27 protein-coding genes are annotated in these 16962 nt (G+C 64.9%); 26 read left to right on the forward strand and 1 reads right to left on the reverse strand.

What is annotated here, in order from left to right; all coding sequences use genetic code 11:
• The 25 genes from rpsS to FHR20_RS01775 all read left to right on the forward strand — a co-directional run bounded on the left by rpsS (position 1) and on the right by FHR20_RS01775 (position 14690).
• Positions 1–279, forward strand: a complete 279-nt coding sequence (gene rpsS / locus FHR20_RS01655; RefSeq protein ID WP_086128644.1) for a 30S ribosomal protein S19 — start codon at positions 1–3, stop codon at positions 277–279.
• Entirely contained in the window at positions 279–656 is a 378-nt protein-coding gene (gene rplV / locus FHR20_RS01660; RefSeq protein WP_086128645.1) for a 50S ribosomal protein L22, read from the forward strand. The genes rpsS and rplV overlap by 1 nt, the downstream gene beginning before the upstream one ends.
• Positions 656–1363: a 30S ribosomal protein S3 gene (rpsC, locus tag FHR20_RS01665; protein WP_086128646.1), complete on the forward strand. Its 708-nt coding sequence runs from the start codon at positions 656–658 to the stop codon at positions 1361–1363. Before rplV ends, rpsC begins: the two co-directional genes overlap by 1 nt.
• A 16-nt stretch (positions 1364–1379) precedes the next feature.
• The gene (rplP, locus tag FHR20_RS01670) at positions 1380–1811 is read left to right on the forward strand and encodes a 50S ribosomal protein L16 (RefSeq protein WP_086128647.1); all 432 of its coding nucleotides are present in this window, start codon (positions 1380–1382) and stop codon (positions 1809–1811) included.
• Positions 1812–1815: 4 nt separating this feature from the next.
• Positions 1816–2019: a 50S ribosomal protein L29 gene (gene rpmC, locus FHR20_RS01675; RefSeq protein WP_086128648.1), complete on the forward strand. Its 204-nt coding sequence runs from the start codon at positions 1816–1818 to the stop codon at positions 2017–2019.
• Positions 2020–2031: 12 nt separating this feature from the next.
• Positions 2032–2304, forward strand: coding sequence for a 30S ribosomal protein S17 (rpsQ, locus tag FHR20_RS01680; protein ID WP_086128649.1), 273 nt, complete (start codon positions 2032–2034; stop codon positions 2302–2304).
• A gap of 65 nt (positions 2305–2369) precedes the next feature.
• Positions 2370–2738, forward strand: coding sequence for a 50S ribosomal protein L14 (gene rplN, locus FHR20_RS01685; RefSeq protein WP_086128650.1), 369 nt, complete (start codon positions 2370–2372; stop codon positions 2736–2738).
• Positions 2738–3055 (forward strand): 50S ribosomal protein L24, encoded by a 318-nt coding sequence (gene rplX / locus FHR20_RS01690; protein WP_086128651.1) that lies wholly within the window; start codon positions 2738–2740, stop codon positions 3053–3055. The genes rplN and rplX overlap by 1 nt, the downstream gene beginning before the upstream one ends.
• Positions 3048–3629 (forward strand): 50S ribosomal protein L5, encoded by a 582-nt coding sequence (gene rplE, locus FHR20_RS01695; protein ID WP_086128652.1) that lies wholly within the window; start codon positions 3048–3050, stop codon positions 3627–3629. The genes rplX and rplE overlap by 8 nt, the downstream gene beginning before the upstream one ends.
• Before the next feature lie 19 nt (positions 3630–3648).
• Positions 3649–3954, forward strand: coding sequence for a 30S ribosomal protein S14 (gene rpsN / locus FHR20_RS01700; protein WP_086128653.1), 306 nt, complete (start codon positions 3649–3651; stop codon positions 3952–3954).
• Positions 3955–3965: 11 nt separating this feature from the next.
• Complete coding sequence (gene rpsH / locus FHR20_RS01705) at positions 3966–4361, forward strand: 30S ribosomal protein S8 (RefSeq protein WP_086128654.1); 396 nt, start codon at positions 3966–3968, stop codon at positions 4359–4361.
• Positions 4361–4894, forward strand: a complete 534-nt coding sequence (rplF, locus tag FHR20_RS01710) for a 50S ribosomal protein L6 (protein ID WP_167297947.1) — start codon at positions 4361–4363, stop codon at positions 4892–4894. Before rpsH ends, rplF begins: the two co-directional genes overlap by 1 nt.
• Entirely contained in the window at positions 4894–5253 is a 360-nt protein-coding gene (rplR, locus tag FHR20_RS01715) for a 50S ribosomal protein L18 (RefSeq protein ID WP_179188060.1), read from the forward strand. Before rplF ends, rplR begins: the two co-directional genes overlap by 1 nt.
• Before the next feature lie 2 nt (positions 5254–5255).
• On the forward strand, positions 5256–5990 hold the full coding sequence (gene rpsE, locus FHR20_RS01720; RefSeq protein ID WP_086128657.1) for a 30S ribosomal protein S5: 735 nt from the start codon (positions 5256–5258) through the stop codon (positions 5988–5990).
• A 5-nt stretch (positions 5991–5995) separates the two neighbouring features.
• A complete protein-coding gene (gene rpmD, locus FHR20_RS01725; RefSeq protein ID WP_167297948.1) occupies positions 5996–6190 on the forward strand; it encodes a 50S ribosomal protein L30 in 195 nt (64 codons plus the stop codon).
• A gap of 127 nt (positions 6191–6317) precedes the next feature.
• On the forward strand, positions 6318–6755 hold the full coding sequence (locus FHR20_RS01730) for a hypothetical protein (RefSeq protein WP_167297949.1): 438 nt from the start codon (positions 6318–6320) through the stop codon (positions 6753–6755).
• A 99-nt stretch (positions 6756–6854) separates the two neighbouring features.
• Positions 6855–7406 carry a 50S ribosomal protein L15 gene (gene rplO, locus FHR20_RS01735; RefSeq protein WP_167297950.1) on the forward strand — a complete coding sequence of 184 codons (552 nt, stop codon included), beginning with the start codon at positions 6855–6857 and terminating at the stop codon, positions 7404–7406.
• A 166-nt stretch (positions 7407–7572) separates the two neighbouring features.
• Positions 7573–8934: a preprotein translocase subunit SecY gene (gene secY, locus FHR20_RS01740; protein ID WP_086128661.1), complete on the forward strand. Its 1362-nt coding sequence runs from the start codon at positions 7573–7575 to the stop codon at positions 8932–8934.
• A 39-nt stretch (positions 8935–8973) separates the two neighbouring features.
• Positions 8974–9627, forward strand: coding sequence for an adenylate kinase (locus FHR20_RS01745; RefSeq protein WP_167297951.1), 654 nt, complete (start codon positions 8974–8976; stop codon positions 9625–9627).
• Positions 9628–9750: 123 nt separating this feature from the next.
• Positions 9751–10770 (forward strand): polysaccharide deacetylase family protein, encoded by a 1020-nt coding sequence (locus FHR20_RS01750; protein WP_167297952.1) that lies wholly within the window; start codon positions 9751–9753, stop codon positions 10768–10770.
• A 27-nt stretch (positions 10771–10797) separates the two neighbouring features.
• Complete coding sequence (locus FHR20_RS01755; RefSeq protein WP_167297953.1) at positions 10798–11313, forward strand: SRPBCC family protein; 516 nt, start codon at positions 10798–10800, stop codon at positions 11311–11313.
• A gap of 350 nt (positions 11314–11663) precedes the next feature.
• Positions 11664–12353: a winged helix-turn-helix domain-containing protein gene (locus FHR20_RS01760; RefSeq protein WP_167297954.1), complete on the forward strand. Its 690-nt coding sequence runs from the start codon at positions 11664–11666 to the stop codon at positions 12351–12353.
• 395 nt (positions 12354–12748) lie between these two features.
• Positions 12749–13117 (forward strand): 30S ribosomal protein S13, encoded by a 369-nt coding sequence (rpsM, locus tag FHR20_RS01765; protein WP_137862269.1) that lies wholly within the window; start codon positions 12749–12751, stop codon positions 13115–13117.
• A 14-nt stretch (positions 13118–13131) separates the two neighbouring features.
• Positions 13132–13521: a 30S ribosomal protein S11 gene (gene rpsK / locus FHR20_RS01770; RefSeq protein WP_010545745.1), complete on the forward strand. Its 390-nt coding sequence runs from the start codon at positions 13132–13134 to the stop codon at positions 13519–13521.
• A 101-nt stretch (positions 13522–13622) separates the two neighbouring features.
• The gene (locus FHR20_RS01775) at positions 13623–14690 is read left to right on the forward strand and encodes a DNA-directed RNA polymerase subunit alpha (protein WP_086128667.1); all 1068 of its coding nucleotides are present in this window, start codon (positions 13623–13625) and stop codon (positions 14688–14690) included.
• Positions 14691–15024: 334 nt separating this feature from the next.
• On the opposite strand, the gene FHR20_RS01780 is transcribed toward FHR20_RS01775, so the two are convergent.
• The gene (locus FHR20_RS01780; protein ID WP_208413364.1) at positions 15025–16152 is read right to left on the reverse strand and encodes an FRG domain-containing protein; all 1128 of its coding nucleotides are present in this window, start codon (positions 16150–16152) and stop codon (positions 15025–15027) included.
• Positions 16153–16543: 391 nt separating this feature from the next.
• Here FHR20_RS01780 and FHR20_RS01785 point away from each other — a divergent pair, with 391 nt between their 5' ends.
• Positions 16544–16930, forward strand: coding sequence for a hypothetical protein (locus FHR20_RS01785; RefSeq protein ID WP_167297956.1), 387 nt, complete (start codon positions 16544–16546; stop codon positions 16928–16930).
• Positions 16931–16962: the final 32 nt, after the last annotated feature.

Here is a 16962-nt window from a genome sequence, read left to right on the forward strand (position 1 = left end):
ATGGCTCGCTCCGTTTGGAAGGGTCCGTTCGTGGACCTCCACCTGCTCAAGAAGGCGCAGACCGCGCAGGAGCAGGGCACCCGCGCCGGTCCGATCAAGACCTGGTCGCGCCGCTCGACGATCCTGCCGGACTTTGTCGGCCTGACGTTCAGCGTCTACAATGGCCGCAAGTTCGTGCCGGTCTCGGTCAACGAGGACATGGTCGGCATGAAGCTCGGCGAATTCGCGCCGACCCGCTTCTTCCCGGGCCACGCTGCCGACAAGAAGGGTAAGCGCTAATGAGCAAGCCTGCAGCCCCCCGCAAGGTCGGCGACAAGGAAGCCCTTGCCGTCGCCACGCAGATCCGCGGCTCGGCCCAGAAGCTGAACCTCGTTGCGGGCCTGATCCGCGGCAAGAAGGCCGGCGATGCGCTGAACATCCTTCAGTTCTCGACCAAGGCCATGGCCGTCGACGCCCGCAAGGTTCTCGCCTCGGCGATCGCCAATGCGGAAAACAACCACAACCTCGACGTCGACGCGCTCGTCGTCGCCGAGGCTTCGGTCGGCAAGTCGATCACGATGAAGCGCTTCGCGACCCGCGGCCGTGGCAAGTCCACCCGCATCCTGAAGCCGTTCAGCCGTCTTCGCATCGTCGTCCGCGAGCAGGAAGAAGCATAATGGGTCACAAGAGCAACCCGATCGGCCTTCGCCTCCAGGTCAACCGCACCTGGGACAGCCGCTGGTTCGCCGAGGGCGCCGACTATGGCCGCCTTCTCATGGAGGACCTCAAGATCCGCAAGTACATCCTCGAGACGCTGCCCCAGGCCGCGATCTCGAAGGTGGTGATCGAGCGCCCGGCCAAGCTGTGCCGCGTGTCCATCTATGCCGCGCGCCCCGGCGTGATCATCGGCAAGAAGGGCTCGGACATCGAGAAGCTGCGCAAGACGCTGAGCGCGATGACCTCGAGCGACGTGAGCCTGAACATCGTCGAGATCCGCAAGCCGGAAGTCGACGCCAAGCTCGTCGCCCAGGGCATCGCCGACCAGCTCGAGCGCCGCATCGCCTTCCGCCGCGCCATGAAGCGCGCGGTGCAGTCGGCCATGCGCCTCGGCGCCGAGGGCATCCGGATCAACTGCGGCGGCCGTCTCGGCGGCGCCGAGATCGCCCGGTCGGAATGGTATCGCGAAGGTCGCGTTCCGCTGCACACGCTGCGCGCGAACATCGATCACGCCACTGCCGAAGCGCACACCGCCTATGGCGTCTGCGGCGTGAAGGTGTGGATCTTCAAGGGTGAGATCCTCGGCCACGATCCGATGGCGACCGATCGCCTCAACCTGGAATCGCAGACGACGGGCGTGCGCCCGGCGCGCGAAGACCGCCGCTAAGGGTTAGGACAGAATCATGTTGCAACCGAAGCGCACCAAGTTCCGCAAGGCCTTCAAGGGCCGCATCCATGGCGACGCCAAGGGTGGCACCGCGCTGAACTTCGGGTCGTACGGCCTGAAGGCGATGGAGCCGGAGCGGATCACCGCCCGCCAGATCGAAGCGGCTCGCCGCGCGATCACGCGTCACATCAAGCGTCAGGGCCGTCTCTGGATCCGCATCTTCCCGGACGTGCCGGTTTCGTCGAAGCCCGCCGAAGTCCGCATGGGCTCGGGCAAGGGCTCGCCGGAATTCTGGGTCGCCCGCGTCAAGCCGGGCCGCATCCTGTTCGAGCTGGACGGCGTGCCGGGCCCGCTCGCCGCGGAAGCGTTCGAGCGCGCGGCGATGAAGCTGCCGATCAAGGTCAAGGTCGTGGCTCGCCTCGGCGATACCTCGCACCTGGAGGGTTGATAGAATGACCAAGGCTACCGATCTTCGTGCGAAGACCGAGGACCAGCTGAGCGAAGAGCTCGGCAACCTGAAGCGCGAGGCGTTCAACCTCCGTTTCCAGGCCGCGACCAGCCAGCTCGAGAAGCCGAGCCGGGTCCGCGAGGTCCGTCGCGACATCGCCCGTATCAAGACGCTGCAGAACGAGCGCTCGCGCTCGGCTGCGAAGTAAGAGGACGAAACCATGCCGAAGCGCGTGCTGACCGGGAACGTGGTTTCCGACAAGGGCGACAAGACGGTCGTCGTGCTCGTGGAGCGTAAGGTGAAGCACCCGCTCTACGGCAAGATCATCCGTCGCTCGAAGAAGTATCATGCCCATGACGAGGGCAATGAGTACAAGGCCGGCGAGACCGTGCGCATCGAAGAGACTGCGCCGATCTCGAAGCTCAAGACCTGGAAGGTGATCGAGCGGGTGAACACCCACGCGACCCCGACCAAGTCGGACGCAGCCGCCTAAGCATTTTCAACTGGAACCGCCGGGCAGGGATGTCCCGGTAGGCCGAACGAGAAGGAACCGGATCGATGATCCAGATGCAGTCCAATCTCGACGTCGCAGACAACAGCGGCGCGAAGCGGGTGCAGTGCATCAAGGTGCTGGGCGGATCGAAGCGTCGCTTCGCGTCCGTGGGCGACGTCATCGTCGTCAGCATCAAGGAAGCTGCTCCCCGCGGCAAGGTGAAGAAGGGTGACGTGCACCGCGCCGTCATCGTCCGCACCGCCAAGGACGTCCGCCGCGCCGATGGCTCGGTCATTCGCTTCGACGGCAACGCTGCCGTCCTGGTCAACAAGAACGAGGAGCCGATCGGCACCCGTATCTTTGGCCCGGTGGTCCGCGAGCTGCGCTCGAAGGGCTTCATGAAGATCATTTCGCTCGCCCCCGAGGTGCTGTGATGGCTACTGCCAAGATCAAGAAGGGCGACCAGGTCATCGTTCTGTCCGGCAAGGACAAGGGGCGGACCGGCGAAGTCGTCAAGTCGCTGCCCAAGGACGGCAAGGTCGTCGTCTCGGGCATCAACGTCGCCGTGCGCCACCGCAAGCCGAGCCAGACCAACCCGCAGGGTGGCCTGGAGCGTTCGGAAGCGCCGATGGCGGTGTCGAAGGTCGCGCACGTGACCAAGGACGGCAAGCCGACGCGCGTCCGCTTCGAGGAGCGCGACGGCAAGAAGGTCCGCGTCGCCGTCAAGACCGGGGAGGTCATCAATGGCTGATTCCTACACGCCGCGCATGCGCAAGCTCTATGACGAGCAGATCGCCAAGGCGATGACCGAGAAGTTCGGTTACAAGAACGTCATGGAAGTGCCGAAGATCGAGAAGATCGTGCTCAACATGGGCGTCGGCGAAGCCACGCAGGACAAGAAGAAGGTCGAGCAGGCCGCGTCGGAGATGGAACTCATCGCCGGCCAGAAGCCCGTCGTGACCAAGGCGAAGAAGTCGATCGCGCAGTTCAAGCTGCGCGAGGGCATGCCGATCGGCGCGAAGGTCACCCTTCGCCGCGAGCGCATGTACGAGTTCCTCGACCGCTTCATCACGATCGCGCTGCCGCGCGTTCGCGACTTCCGTGGCCTCAACCCGAAGTCGTTCGACGGCCGTGGCAACTATGCCTGCGGCCTCAAGGAGCAGCTGATCTTCCCGGAAATCAGCTACGATAAGGTCGACAAGATCCGCGGCATGGACGTGATCGTGACCACCACCGCGAAGACCGACGACGAGGCTCGCGAGCTTCTCCGTCTCTTCGGTTTCCCGTTCCCGCAGGATGCGGACGGCGAAGCCAAGGCCGCGTAAAGGAAAGAGAACTTAAGTCATGGCGAAACTGAGTTCCGTGAACAAGAACGAGCGTCGCAAGCAGCTGGTGAAGAAGTACGCCGGCAAGTATGCGAAGCTGAAGGCGATCGCGAACGACGAGAGCCTCGATGAGACCGAGCGTCTCATCGCGCGTCTCAAGCTGGCCGAGATTCCCCGCAACGGGAACCCGACCCGCATTCGCAACCGGTGCGAGCTCACCGGTCGCCCCCGCGGTTACTACCGCAAGTTCCGTCTCGCTCGTGTCATGCTGCGCGATCTGGCCAACAAGGGCCTGATCCCCGGCGTCACCAAGTCGAGCTGGTAAGGATCACGAAGATGGCAGTGACCGATCCCCTGGGTGATATGCTCACCCGCATCCGCAACGGCCAGCGCGCCCGCAAGGACTCCGTCCTGACGCCGGCGAGCAAGCTGCGTGCGCGCGTTCTCGATGTGCTCCAGCGCGAAGGCTATATCCGTGGCTATAGCGAAGAGCAGATGGGCCCCGCCGCGGGCATCCGCATCGAGCTGAAGTATTTCGAGGGCCAGCCGGCGATCAAGCACGTCGCGCGCATCTCGAAGCCGGGCCGCCGCGTCTATTCGGGCAGCCAGGAGCTTCCCCGCGTGCGCAACGGCCTGGGCATCACGATCGTCTCGACGCCTCGCGGCGTTCTCTCGGACGCGGAAGCGCGCGAGCAGAATGTCGGCGGCGAAGTGCTGGCGGAGGTGTTCTGATGAGCCGCATCGGCAAGAAGCCGGTCACCGTGCCGGCAGGCGTTACCGCCTCGATCGATGGCCGCGTGCTGAGCGTGAAGGGCCCGAAGGGCACCCTGTCGCTCAACCTGCGCGACGAGATCAGCTACACCGTCGAAGACGGCGGCATCGTGGTGAAGCCGGCGAACGAGACCAAGCAGGCGCGTGCCTTTTGGGGCATGCAGCGCACGCTGGTGCAGAACCTCGTCACCGGCGTGACGGAGGGCTTCACCAAGAAGCTCCTGATCACCGGCGTCGGCTATCGCGCTGCGTCGCAGGGCAAGGTGCTCAAGCTCCAGCTCGGCTATTCGCACGACGTGAACATCGACGTGCCGGAAGGCATCGAGATCAAGACCCCGGATCAGACCACGGTCGAGATCTCGGGGATCGACAAGCAGAAGGTCGGCCAGATTGCGGCCGAGATTCGCCGCTGGCGCAAGCCCGAGCCGTACAAGGGCAAGGGCATCAAGTACGACGGCGAGTTCATCTTCCGTAAGGAAGGGAAGAAGAAGTGATCAGCACCAAGGGTCTCTCGCTTTTCGCGAAGCGTCGTCGCCGCAACCGCACTGCGCTGCGTGCGCGTGCCGGTGGTCGTCCGCGTCTTTCGGTCCATCGCTCGGGCAAGCATATCTATGCCCAGGTGATCGACGATACGCAGGGCAAGACCGTCGCCGCGGCTTCCACCCTCGACAAGGACGTGCGCGGCAAGACCGGCGCGACCATCGAGGCCGCGCAGGAAGTCGGCAAGCGCGTTGCCGCGGCCGCCAAGGCCGCCGGCATCACCCAGGTCGTGTTCGACCGCGGTGGCTTCCTCTATCATGGCCGCGTCAAGGCGCTGGCCGATGCCGCTCGTGAGAGCGGGCTGGAGTTCTGAGAATGGCTGACGAAAACAACCAGGCGCCGGAAGGCGCGGGCTTCGAGGCCCAGGACGCCGGTGCCGGCGCTCCGCAGGAGCAGCAGGGCCGTGGCCGCGGCCGTGGCCGTGGTGGTCCGGGCGGCGGCGGTGATCGCGGCCGTGGTGGCCGTGACGGCAACCGTGGCCGTCGCGATGATCGTCGTGGCCAGAACGCCGAGGACGGCGGCGAGGAGCTGATCGAGAAGCTGGTCCACATCAACCGCGTCTCGAAGACGGTGAAGGGCGGCAAGCGCTTCGGCTTCGCGGCGCTGGTCGTCGTGGGCGACGGCAAGGGCCGTGTCGGCTTCGGCCATGGCAAGGCCCGCGAGGTGCCGGAAGCCATTTCGAAGGCGACCGCCTCGGCCAAGAAGAAGATGCTGCGCGTTCCGCTCAAGGAAGGCCGCACGCTGCACCATGACGGTGCGGGTCACTTCGGTGCCGGTCGCGTCTATGTGCGCTCGGCTCCGCAGGGTACCGGCATCATCGCGGGCGGCCCGATGCGCGCCGTCTTCGAGAGCCTGGGCGTGGCGGACGTGGTGACCAAGTCGGTCGGCACTTCGAACCCCTACAACATGATCCGCGCCACCTTCGAAGCGCTTGGCGAGCAGACCTCGCCGAAGAGCGTTGCGCAGCGCCGCGGCAAGAAGATCGCCGATCTGCTCGGCCGCGGTGGTTCGCAGACCGCCGAGGCGGATGCGGCCGCGATCGCGGAGTAAGCGACATGGCCCAGGAAACCCGCAAGACTGTCAAGATCCAGCAGATCGGCTCGCCGATCCGCCGCACCAAGGATCAGCGCGCGACGCTGATCGGCCTTGGCCTCAACAAGATGCACAAGGTCTCGGAGCTCGAGGACACTCCCGAAGTTCGGGGCATGATCCGCAAGCTGCCGCACATGGTGAAGGTGCTCGAGGGCTGAAGCCTTTGATCGCCGGCAGCGACGATAGGGAAGGGGCGGTAGGCGACTACCGCCCCTTTTCGTTACCTGGCTCGAGCGCCGTCCAGCGCCAGTTGTCGGGCCTGGCTTTGGCTGCGAGACTGACCGGATGATACTGCGTGCCGGTGGACTTCTCGCCCTATTGCTGATGTCGGGCTGCGCCTCTCCCGCGACGCAGCTGCCTTCCTGCTGGCAGGCTGACACTTTCAAGGCCGGGGAGCGGCTCGCCGGGAGCGTGACGCTTCTCATATCCGGAGGCGATGCCGCGTTGCAGTCGCCATCTCTTGTAGTGATGACGCCACTCGGCTGTGAACGCGGTTCCCTACTCGTCGAGAATCCGTCGGACTTCCAGTTGATGCGGTTTTCGCATCCCTATCGGGAGGGGGACGAGCTTTTCGGCACGGCGGTCAATGCGACGATCACGGGTACGGTTCGCATCGATCCTTCGGAGGAGCGCTATACGCACGGCCGCGGACGGTACCGGATCACGCTTTCGAGCGTGCATGATCCAAAGCCGATTTCGCGCCCGGCCTGGTGGCGGCGCTAGCCGGCCGACAAACAACGAGTCGACAAACCCCGATCCCCCCGCTATGGGCCCCGCTTCCCTTTCCATCAGCGCGACAAAAGCGAAAGCGAGTGCACGACCATGAAGCTCAACGATCTCCGCGATAACAATGGTGCCCGTCAGGGCCGCGTCCGTGTCGGCCGCGGCATCGGCTCGGGCCTGGGCAAGACCGCCGGCCGCGGCCAGAAGGGCCAGAAGAGCCGCGAAGGCGTCTCGATCAAGGGCTTCGAGGGCGGCCAGATGCCGCTCCACATGCGCATCCCGAAGCGCGGCTTCAACAACATCTTCGCCAAGGATTATGCCGAGGTGAACCTGGGCGCGATCCAGAAGGCGATCGACTCGGGCAAGCTGACCGCGACCGACCTGACCCAGGCCGAGCTGAACGCGGCGGGCCTGACCCGTGGCGGCAAGGACGGCGTGCGCCTGCTCGGCAAGGGCGAGCTCAAGGCCAAGCTGAACTTCACCGTCGCCGGCGCGTCGAAGAGCGCGATCGAGGCGGTCGAGAAGGCCGGCGGCACCGTGACGATCCCGACGATCGTGCCGGCCGCCGAGAAGGCCAAGGCCAAGCACCGCGTCGTGCAGAAGGCCCGCGCGGCGGACAAGGAAGCCAAGAAGGCCGCCGCCAAGGCGTGACGACGCGGCGCCCCGGCCGCGCGCCGGGGATCCAGCATCGTGCCGTTCGCAACTTGTCCCCAGCCTCGGGCCGGGGACAGATTGCCCAAAGGGTTGGACACCCTATATGAGCGGCGGGGGGCGGAAACGCTCATCCGCCGTTTCTGTTTCCGGGACCTGATACAATATGGCCTCCGCCTCCGATCAACTTGCTTCCAGCATCAACCTGGCGAAGTTCGCCCAGGCGACCGATCTCAAGAAGCGCCTGTGGTTCACCCTCGGCGCGCTGATCGTCTTCCGGATGCTGAGCTACGTGCCGCTGCCGGGCGTCGACCCCACCCAGCTGAACCTGCTCGCGCAGCAGACCCAGGGCGGCGTGCTCGACTTCTTCAACAACTTCACCGGCGGCGCGCTCAACCGCATGTCGATCGTCGCGCTCGGCGTGATGCCCTACATCACCGCCTCGATCGTGGTGCAGCTCGCGACGTCGCTGTCGCCGCAGCTCAACGCGATCAAGAAGGAAGGCGAGAGCGGCCGCAAGCGGCTGAACCAGTACACCCGCTACGGCACCGTCGCGCTGACCGCGGTGCAGGGCTATTTCATCGCCGTCGGCCTCGAGACGTTCGGTGCCAGCCAGGGCCTGCAGCCCGTGGTGGAGCCCGGCCTGATCTTCCGCATCGGCGCGGTGATCTCGCTGATCGGCGGCACCATGTTCCTGATGTGGATCGGCGAGCAGATCACCAATCGCGGCATCGGCAACGGCATCTCGCTGATCATCATGGCCGGCATCGTCGCCCGCCTGCCCACCACGCTCGTCCAGCTGTTCGAGAGCGGCCGCACCGGGTCGATCGATCCGCTGCGCCTGATCACGATCATCGTCGGCGTGGCGATCCTGGTGCTGTTCATCTGCTTCATGGAGCGTGCCCAGCGCCGCATCCTGATCCAGTATCCGAAGCGCCAGACGGCGCGCGGCGTGCAGGCCGAGCGCAGCCACCTGCCGCTCAAGCTCAACACCGCCGGCGTGATCCCGCCGATCTTCGCCTCGTCGCTGCTGCTCCTGCCGCTGACCGTCACCCAGTTCGCCGGCAACATGACCGCGGGCGAGAACTGGTGGAGCGACCTGATCATCAACCTGAACACCTGGCTGCGCCACGGCTCGCCGGTGTACATGACGCTCTACGGCCTCGGCATCATCTTCTTCTCCTTCTTCTACACCGCCGTGGTGTTCAATCCGGAGGAGACGGCCGAGAACCTCAAGCGCTATGGCGGGTTCATCCCGGGCATCCGCCCCGGCAAGAACACCGAGCTCTATTTCGATTACGTGCTCACGCGCATCACCGTGATCGGCGCGGCCTATCTGACGATCATCTGCCTCGTTCCCGAAGCGGTGTTCTCGTCGATGAGCATTCCGTTCCTGATGGGCGGCACCAGCCTGCTCATCGTCGTCAACGTGACGATGGACACGGTGACCCAGATCCAGTCGCACCTGCTGGCGCACCAGTATGGCGACCTGATCAAGAAAGCGAAGCTCAAGGGCCGCGCGCGCTGAGCGCGGCCCAAACTGGCCGAAACTGAGGGGATAGGCTTAGTGAACATCATCCTGTTGGGCCCGCCGGGAGCCGGCAAGGGCACCCAGGCTAAGCGGCTCGAGCAAGAGCGCGGCATGGTTCAGCTCTCGACCGGCGACATGCTGCGCGCCGCAGTCAAGGCGGGGACGCCCACCGGCCTGCAGGCCAAGGCAGTCATGGACGCGGGCGAACTCGTGTCCGATTCGATCGTCTCGGGCATCATCGGCGAGCGGCTCGACATGGAAGACACGCTGAAGGGGGCGATCTTCGACGGCTATCCGCGCACCGCGGCCCAGGCCGAATCGCTGGATTCGCTGCTTTCGGAGCGCGGCCGCAAGCTCGACTATGTGATCGAGCTCGAAGTGGACGAGGACGCGCTGGTCGAGCGCGTCGAGGGTCGCTTCACCTGCGCGAACTGCGGCGAGGGCTATCACGACAAGTTCAAGCTGCCCAAGGTCGCGGGCATGTGCGACGTGTGCGGCCATCACGAGTTCAAGCGCCGCCCGGACGACAATGCCGAGACGGTGCGCACCCGCATGGCCGAGTATCGCGCCAAGACCGCGCCGATCCTGCCCTTCTACGATGCCAAGGGGCTGGTGCGGAAGGTCGACGGCATGGCCGACATCGCCGAAGTGGGCGCGCAGATCGACGCGATCCTCGACGGCACTGCCTGATCCCGGCCCGGCCGGGCCGCTCGGCGCTTTGTAATATATTGTTGCCCTAACCCCTGCTTAAGCCGGGACTGGGACCATTCCCCTTTGCCCCGGCATCCAGGCCGGGCGGGGGATTGGTCATCGATGTTGCCCAAGCGCGCCCTGTTGCGAGCCGCCCGGTGGACCGGCCTGTCGATGCTCGCCCGCCGCATGACCGGCGCCCAGCTGCGCATCCTTTGCTATCATGGCCTGTGGCTGGCGCCCGGTGCGCCCTTTGGCAGCTGCCTGTTCATGACGCCCGAGCGGTTCGCGGCGCGCATGGCCCGGCTGGCGCGATCGGGCCTGCCGGTGCTGCCGCTGGGCGAGGCAGTCGAGCGGCTCGCCGCGAACCGCCTGCCGCGTGCCGCGGTGGTGATCACGATCGATGATGGCTGGGCCTCGACCCACAGCCACATGCTGCCGGTGCTCGAGCGGCATCGCCTGCCCGCGACGCTTTATGCCACCACCTGGTATGCGGGGCGCGATCTGCCGGTGATCAATGTTGCGGTAGACTATCTCATCGCCGCTTCGGGCCGGGCGGGGGAGGATCGCGGCGCGGTGATCCGCCGGATCGAGGCGCTGCCGGAGCGGGAGCGGCTCGATGCGCTGCGCGCGCATGGCCGGGCGCTCGGCGTGGGCGAGGCCTGGCTCGAATGCCGGCAGTTCCATCTCATGCGCCCGGCCGAGATCGCCGACGCGCATGGCCGGGGGCTCGACATCCAGCTCCACACCCACCGGCATATCGACGTTGCCGGCCGTATCGGCCAGCTCGTGCCGGAGATAGCGGCGAACCGAGCCGCGCTGGTCGCCGCGACCGGCGCCGGCGCGCCGGAGCATTTCTGCTATCCGAGCGGCACCTTCCATCCGTCCGCGCCGGCGCTGCTCGCGGCGAGCGGCATTCGCTCCGCCACGCTGGTGACCGAGGGGCTCAACCCGCCCGGTGCCAGCCCCTTTGCGCTGCGCCGCTTCGTCGACGGGCAGCACGTGCGGGCCAGCGCCTTCGATGCCTATCTGGACGGCACGCTCCACTATGTCTCCCGCGCGCGGGCGGTGGCCGGTCGGATCGAGATCGAAGTGCCGCGCCGTGTCGCCGCCGCTTCTGGAATGCTGCTCTGCGCGCTATGATCGCCCTGGCTCGATGGGGGAGGGATCATGAAGGCGCATTTTCCGATAGTGCTGGCGCTCGCCGCCGCCGCGCCTGCCGCCGCCGAAGTCGCCGCTTCGACGGAAACCAGCTTCACCGTCGTCGAGAAGGGGGCGATCGCCGCGCCGCCCGCCAAGGTCTGGGCGGCCCTGGTCACGCCCTCGGCCTGGTGGAGCGGCGAGCATAGCTGGTCGGGCAGCGCCGCGAACCTCTCGCTCGATCCGCGTCCCGGCGGCTGCTGGTGCGAGAAGCTGCCGGACGGCGGCGGCGTCGAGCATATGCGCGTGATCTTCGTCCGCCCGGGCAAGATGCTGCGCCTCAGCGGCGGGCTGGGGCCGCTGCAATCCTTTCCGGCCAGCGCAGTGATGACGGTCACGCTCGATCCCGCGCCGGACGGCAAGTCGACCGGGGTGACGATCGAATATGCGGTGGCGGGCGCGCCGGGCCTGGGCCGGATCGCCGCGCCGGTCGATGGCGTGCTTGCTGCGCAGCTTGCCGGGCTGAAGGCCGCCGCCGAGCGCTGAGCGGTTTCAACATTACGGTTTTTTCATGCCCCGGTCACCGCCCGTGGTGCCGCGGCGGGCTATCAGCAGCCCATGGCCGGCATGCCCCCGCCGGTCACGCATCAGAGGTCAAACACATCCGGTTTACGCGTTGCTCTTCCCGGCGCCGGCCCGGTCGCTCCTCCCCCTGCGATCGCCGCCGTGCCGATGGTCCGGATCAGCCCCCTTTCCGGATCGGGCTCGCCGGGAAGAGCGCCCAGGATGCGGATGCGCACTGAAGGCGCCGATGCTGCCCTGGCATCGACGCTCGGCCGGCGGACGCCCCCTTGTCCGTCGGCCACCCCTTTTGCCGGGTCGGGCGGAGGATGGACGTGAAGCACCATATCCTGATCGTCGAGGATGATGCCGCCGCCGTGGATTTCGTGACCCAGGGGCTCGCCGATGCCGGTTTCGCCATCGAGGCCTGCGCCGATGGCAGTACCGGTCTTGCCCGCGCGGCCGAGGGGGATTTCGACCTGTGGATCTTCGATCGCATGCTTCCCGGCATGGACGGCCTGTCGATGCTGGGTGCGCTGCGCGAGCAGGGGCTGCGGACCCCGGCGATCATGCTCTCCGCACTCGGCACGGTCGACGACAAGGTGGGCGGCCTTGCTGCGGGTGCCGACGACTATCTTGCCAAGCCCTTCTCCTTCGCCGAGCTGCGCGCGCGCATCGCCGCACTGCTGCGCCGCGCCGATCGGGCCGAGGCGGACGCCAAGGCGACCCGGATCGTCGTTGGGGATCTCGAGATCGATCTGCTCAGCCGCACCGTTGCCCGTGCCGGCCGCGCCGTGCCCCTGGTGGCGCGCGAGTTCCACCTGCTCGAATATCTCGCCCGCCATGCCGGCGAGGTCGTCACCCGTACCATGATGCTCGAGCATGTGTGGAACTGCCGCTTCGATCCTGGGTCGAACGTGGTCGACGTCCATATCGGCCGGCTGCGCCGCAAGCTGGAGGAAGGGGAAGCCCCGATCCTCCATACGGTGCGTGGCGCGGGGTACCGGCTGGCGGCTGAAGGATAGCGCGCATCCCGCTCTCGACATGTGCCGCGCGCGGCACGCGCGCCCTGCGATGCGGGGCCGCGCCCGTTCCGCTGCGCCTTCGTCATGCGCACATGGGCGAGCCAATCGCGCCGGCAAGGGCTTCGACGAGCCGGTTGAACGCCATGCCTGCAGGATGGGCCGGCGGCATCGGCTTGGCGGAAGCCCCGGATTCGTGTATAAGTCCATTTTCGGCGAAAGCCTTTTCCACAGCGCTTGACTCTGCGCTGGTGGATGCATATGTCGCGCATCTTCCGAAACACCGGTGTCCGGCGGCGTGCTTGTGCGCTCGTCGTGCCGCCGCATTTCGGGATCAACGCTACGAGATGGGGTGCGAGCTGCCATGCGGCGCCCCGTGGAGCTGGGAGAAAAAATTCATGGCTCGTATTGCGGGGGTTAATATCCCGACGAATAAGCGCGTCGTCATCGCGCTTCAGTACATCCACGGCATTGGCGCGGCCAAGGCCAAGGAGATCACCGCCAAGCTGAACATCGCGGACGAGCGCCGCGTGCAGGACCTGTCGGACCAGGAAGTGCTGCAGATCCGCGAGGCGATCGACGCCGGCTACACCGTCGAGGGCGACCTTCGCCGCCAGACCGCGATGAACATCAAGCGCCTGATGGACCTGGCCTGCTATCGCGGCCTGCGTCACCGCAAGGGCCTTCCGGTCCGTGGCCAGCGCACGCACACCAATGCGCGCACCCGCAAGGGCAAGGCCAAGCCCATCGCCGGCAAGAAGAAGTAAGGGAGCGCTGAGAAATGGCACGTGAACCGCAGCGCATCCGCCGTCGTGAGCGCAAGAACATCACCGCCGGCGTCGCCCATGTGAACGCCAGCTTCAACAACACCATGATCACCATCACCGACGCGCAGGGCAACGCCATCTCGTGGTCGTCGGCCGGCATGATGGGCTTCAAGGGCTCGCGCAAGTCGACCCCGTACGCCGCCCAGGTCGCCGCCGAGGATGCGGGCCGCAAGGCCGCCGAGCACGGCGTGCGCACCCTCGAGGTCGAAGTGAAGGGCCCGGGTTCGGGCCGCGAGAGCGCCCTTCGCGCGCTGCAGGCGGTCGGCTTCCAGATCACGTCGATCCGCGACGTGACTCCGATCCCGCACAACGGCGTCCGTCCGTCGAAGCGCCGTCGCGTCTGATCGTTCCTGCTTGTCGCCGCGGGCCCAGAGGCGGGTCCGCGGTCTTGCAGCAATTACCTGGCGGGACGCGCCTCTGGTCCCGCCCAACATGAGGAAAGCCCGTGTCGGTCAACGCTAAGAACTGGCAGGAACTCAAGAAGCCCAACGGCCTCGAGAAGAAGCCCGGTGGCGATCCCAAGCGCAAGTCGACCTTCGTGGCGGAGCCGCTCGAGCGCGGTTTCGGCCTGACGCTCGGCAACGCGCTGCGCCGCGTGCTGCTCTCGTCGCTGCAGGGCGCCGCGGTCACTTCGATCAAGATCGAGAACGTCCTCCACGAGTTCAGCTCGCTGGCGGGCGTGCGCGAGGACGTGACGGACATCGTCCTCAACGTGAAGCAGATCGCGATCCGCATGCAGGGCGAAGGCCCGAAGCGCCTCCAGCTTTCGGCCACCGGCCCGGCTGAGGTGAAGGCCGGCGACATCGCCGTCTCGGGCGACATCGAGGTGATGAACCCCGATCTCGTCATCTGCCACCTGGACGATGGCGCGACGCTCAACATGGAGCTGACCGCCGACACCGGCAAGGGCTATGTCCCCGCCGCGTCGAACCGTCCGGCGGATGCGCCGATCGGCCTGATCCCGGTCGACGCGCTGTACAGCCCGGTCCGCCAGGTCTCGTACAAGGTCGAGAACACCCGCGTCGGCCAGGAGCTCGACTACGACAAGCTCACCCTGTCGATCGAGACCGACGGCACGATCACCCCGGAAGACGCGGTGGCCTATGCCGCGCGCATCCTCCAGGACCAGCTGGCGCTGTTCGTCCATTTCGACGATTCGGCGATCACCCGCTCGGCTCCGATCGGCATGGCGGCTGCGGCTCCGGCTGCGGAGGGCGCCGCGGGCGACGCTTCGCAGATCAACCGCTATCTGCTGAAGAAGGTCGACGAGCTGGAGCTGTCGGTCCGCTCGGCCAACTGCCTCAAGAACGACAACATCATCTATATCGGCGATCTGGTCCAGAAGACCGAGGCCGAGATGCTGCGCACGCCGAACTTCGGCCGCAAGTCGCTCAACGAGATCAAGGAAGTGCTTTCGAGCATGGGCCTGCGCCTGGGCATGGAAATCCCGGGCTGGCCGCCCGAGAACATCGAAGAGATGGCCAAGAAGCTCGAGCAGGAGATCATGGGCTAAGGCTCAAGATCGCTGCGGAACAAACGAAAGGGCCGTCCCGAAAGGGGCGGCCCTTTTGCTTTGCGGGCGATCCTGGACTTCTGCGTTGCGCCCTCAAGTCGGTCATCGGCGAGCCCTTGGCGGCGCCCGAAAGCCGCCGTTCGTTCGGGATACGCCGCAATAGCCGCTAATGCTCCAGTGGCGGGCATGCCAATTGTGCCAAGAAGAAGATCTTACGATTGCAATAAAAAATGGCGGAAATCTGAGGTTTTCCGAAAGGGCATCGGGATGGTTGTATTAGGCCTTTGAAATAGCTGAGGCAAAGGCCTTGCCAATGTGGGCCCGCAGTGGAGGCTCACACCGGCTCAGCGAACAAGCGGTCTTTTAGGTCTTTGCAGATGCCGTCGAGGCCGGGGAACAGCGAACCGAATGTGATGCCCATAAGCTCTAGCTCCTTCACAATGCGGGGGCCTTCGGTGGGCGATAGATCGCAAACCTCAAGGTGGCTTTTCCCATCCGCCTGTTCCCGTTTGCGAATAAATGCCTCGATATCAGTCACATTGGACACAGTAGCGAGAGCCTGTTGTGGGGCATACCGAGGATTGCCGACAGCCATGTTTTCGATAGTTACAAGCTGGGGAGGTGCTGCATCCACTATAAAAGCCCGCCGACCGTAGCTCTCCTCCCATGCAGCCTTATCGAAGATGAATATGCGCGGGCGGCAGTCACTATCTGCCTTAACCGCGTGGAAGGCGAAAAAGGCCGATACAAACGGTGAGAAAGACCAATCTAGAAGCGGCGTCGGGTAACCGTGATGTTGCAGGATGCTCCATATGACGGCGTTATGCTCAAGATTGCCGAGTTGTAGTGGAAACGATACCTTTTCGATGATTGCGCCGTATAGCCGTACAACGTCATCCATAATCCATGCGTTCAAGTCACTCCGCCATGTACGATGAAACGTAGTGGTCAACTTGAATGGGTTGGACTGCCCCCGGAATATATATCGTCTGGGGTCTTGATCGATAGCCCATTGCCGAAAGTCGCTCCACGTCTGTAGATCGCTGCGGCTTATCAATTCCGAATCCCCCGTCGCTTTGGAGGCGGATATCGTCTCGGAAACGGATTGCTCTCCTCCGCTCCACTCGACTTGAAGGCTCCCATCTAGGTGCTCAGTGAAGGTGGCGTTGATCTTTTCGGGGACGGGCGGTTCGCCAAATCTATCGGCAATGATCTTTTCCGCTCTAACTCTATCGTCAGAGGACATGATGCCACCATCAGAGTAGCAGTATGTCGTGGTCACTTCCGCCTTGTGTGGAGCAGCGTCGGGCATACGGATTGCAAACTTGAAGCCGGGAAGCTGATGCTCAGCCTCGTAGAACAGGTAGGCGTTGCCAGATACCACGCTGCCTCGACGCTCTAGCTCAACCCTCAGCGTCCCTCCGACTTCCCCTTCAATGTCTCCAATCCATTGCCCTTGCACACACCGCTCCCTCGTTCCTCTTCGGCTTGCCAACCTACTCACCGACGGCCTGAAAATGACAGAGATATGCCAGAGGGCAATCATACAAGAGTGGGCGATTGTCTCCCCCGTAGCCCTCCTTCCTCTGTCCCACGATTATTTCACGCCTGCCCGACCTGCATTATCGCGCATGGTTCGTGCTCCCAGGGTAGCGGGCACAGTAGCAAGATCATGGCTTGATCGTCGCTGTCCACAATACCTGAACGAGCGCTTTCGAGCATTCGCGGTTGAGGCAGAAAGTCCGCAATCCACCCAAATTCTCCGCCGTTCGGTCCAAATTTGGCTGGCCAGGAGCGGCCTGGCGGCTACCGCTCCAGTTGCGGACGTTCCTCCCGCACCGTAATATCTTCAGATGGCGACCGAGATTGTAAGACGCGAGCAGCTTGAACGCGCGGTGTTGGCGCTGGCGCAATCCGCTGACGTGCAGCTTTCCCTGTTCCCCGATTTTGTCTGCAAGGCTGATGAACTGGCGCTCGATTTCGAAGAGGCTCTCGACATGTTTTTCGGGCACGAAGTGGAGCTAGCTGAGCACGAACGCATCGAACTCAACGCGCTAGATTGTCTCATCCTGTCGAAAAGCGGTGAAGCAAACGTGGCATTCTGGACAGATGATGCGTTGCGGCATCATCCGACTTGGGATGAAATACGCGTTGCTGCAAAATCGACGGCGACAGCATTCGGTTGGGTGCTACGATGTCCTCTGCCATCTGGAGCGATCTATATCAGAAGTGCGTCTTAAGTCCGCTTTCCACCCATCGTCGGCCGTTCAGG

It is taken from the genome of Sphingomonas leidyi, from assembly GCF_011761945.1.
Taxonomy (GTDB): Bacteria; Pseudomonadota; Alphaproteobacteria; order Sphingomonadales; family Sphingomonadaceae; genus Sphingomonas; species Sphingomonas leidyi.

Excerpts from the sequence above, each read along its gene's own strand:
- rpsS (WP_086128644.1), top strand. The coding sequence starts at position 1 with ATGGCTCGCTCCGTTTGGAAGGGTCCGTTCGTGGACCTCCACCTGCTC.
- rplV (WP_086128645.1), top strand. The coding sequence starts at position 279 with ATGAGCAAGCCTGCAGCCCCCCGCAAGGTCGGCGACAAGGAAGCCCTT.
- rpsC (WP_086128646.1), top strand. The coding sequence starts at position 656 with ATGGGTCACAAGAGCAACCCGATCGGCCTTCGCCTCCAGGTCAACCGC.
- rplP (WP_086128647.1), top strand. The coding sequence starts at position 1,380 with ATGTTGCAACCGAAGCGCACCAAGTTCCGCAAGGCCTTCAAGGGCCGC.
- rpmC (WP_086128648.1), top strand. The coding sequence starts at position 1,816 with ATGACCAAGGCTACCGATCTTCGTGCGAAGACCGAGGACCAGCTGAGC.
- rpsQ (WP_086128649.1), top strand. The coding sequence starts at position 2,032 with ATGCCGAAGCGCGTGCTGACCGGGAACGTGGTTTCCGACAAGGGCGAC.
- rplN (WP_086128650.1), top strand. The coding sequence starts at position 2,370 with ATGATCCAGATGCAGTCCAATCTCGACGTCGCAGACAACAGCGGCGCG.
- rplX (WP_086128651.1), top strand. The coding sequence starts at position 2,738 with ATGGCTACTGCCAAGATCAAGAAGGGCGACCAGGTCATCGTTCTGTCC.
- rplE (WP_086128652.1), top strand. The coding sequence starts at position 3,048 with ATGGCTGATTCCTACACGCCGCGCATGCGCAAGCTCTATGACGAGCAG.
- rpsN (WP_086128653.1), top strand. The coding sequence starts at position 3,649 with ATGGCGAAACTGAGTTCCGTGAACAAGAACGAGCGTCGCAAGCAGCTG.
- rpsH (WP_086128654.1), top strand. The coding sequence starts at position 3,966 with ATGGCAGTGACCGATCCCCTGGGTGATATGCTCACCCGCATCCGCAAC.
- rplF (WP_167297947.1), top strand. The coding sequence starts at position 4,361 with ATGAGCCGCATCGGCAAGAAGCCGGTCACCGTGCCGGCAGGCGTTACC.
- rpsE (WP_086128657.1), top strand. The coding sequence starts at position 5,256 with ATGGCTGACGAAAACAACCAGGCGCCGGAAGGCGCGGGCTTCGAGGCC.
- rpmD (WP_167297948.1), top strand. The coding sequence starts at position 5,996 with ATGGCCCAGGAAACCCGCAAGACTGTCAAGATCCAGCAGATCGGCTCG.
- FHR20_RS01730 (WP_167297949.1), top strand. The coding sequence starts at position 6,318 with ATGATACTGCGTGCCGGTGGACTTCTCGCCCTATTGCTGATGTCGGGC.
- rplO (WP_167297950.1), top strand. The coding sequence starts at position 6,855 with ATGAAGCTCAACGATCTCCGCGATAACAATGGTGCCCGTCAGGGCCGC.
- secY (WP_086128661.1), top strand. The coding sequence starts at position 7,573 with ATGGCCTCCGCCTCCGATCAACTTGCTTCCAGCATCAACCTGGCGAAG.
- FHR20_RS01750 (WP_167297952.1), top strand. The coding sequence starts at position 9,751 with ATGTTGCCCAAGCGCGCCCTGTTGCGAGCCGCCCGGTGGACCGGCCTG.
- FHR20_RS01755 (WP_167297953.1), top strand. The coding sequence starts at position 10,798 with ATGAAGGCGCATTTTCCGATAGTGCTGGCGCTCGCCGCCGCCGCGCCT.
- rpsM (WP_137862269.1), top strand. The coding sequence starts at position 12,749 with ATGGCTCGTATTGCGGGGGTTAATATCCCGACGAATAAGCGCGTCGTC.
- rpsK (WP_010545745.1), top strand. The coding sequence starts at position 13,132 with ATGGCACGTGAACCGCAGCGCATCCGCCGTCGTGAGCGCAAGAACATC.
- FHR20_RS01785 (WP_167297956.1), top strand. The coding sequence starts at position 16,544 with ATGGCGACCGAGATTGTAAGACGCGAGCAGCTTGAACGCGCGGTGTTG.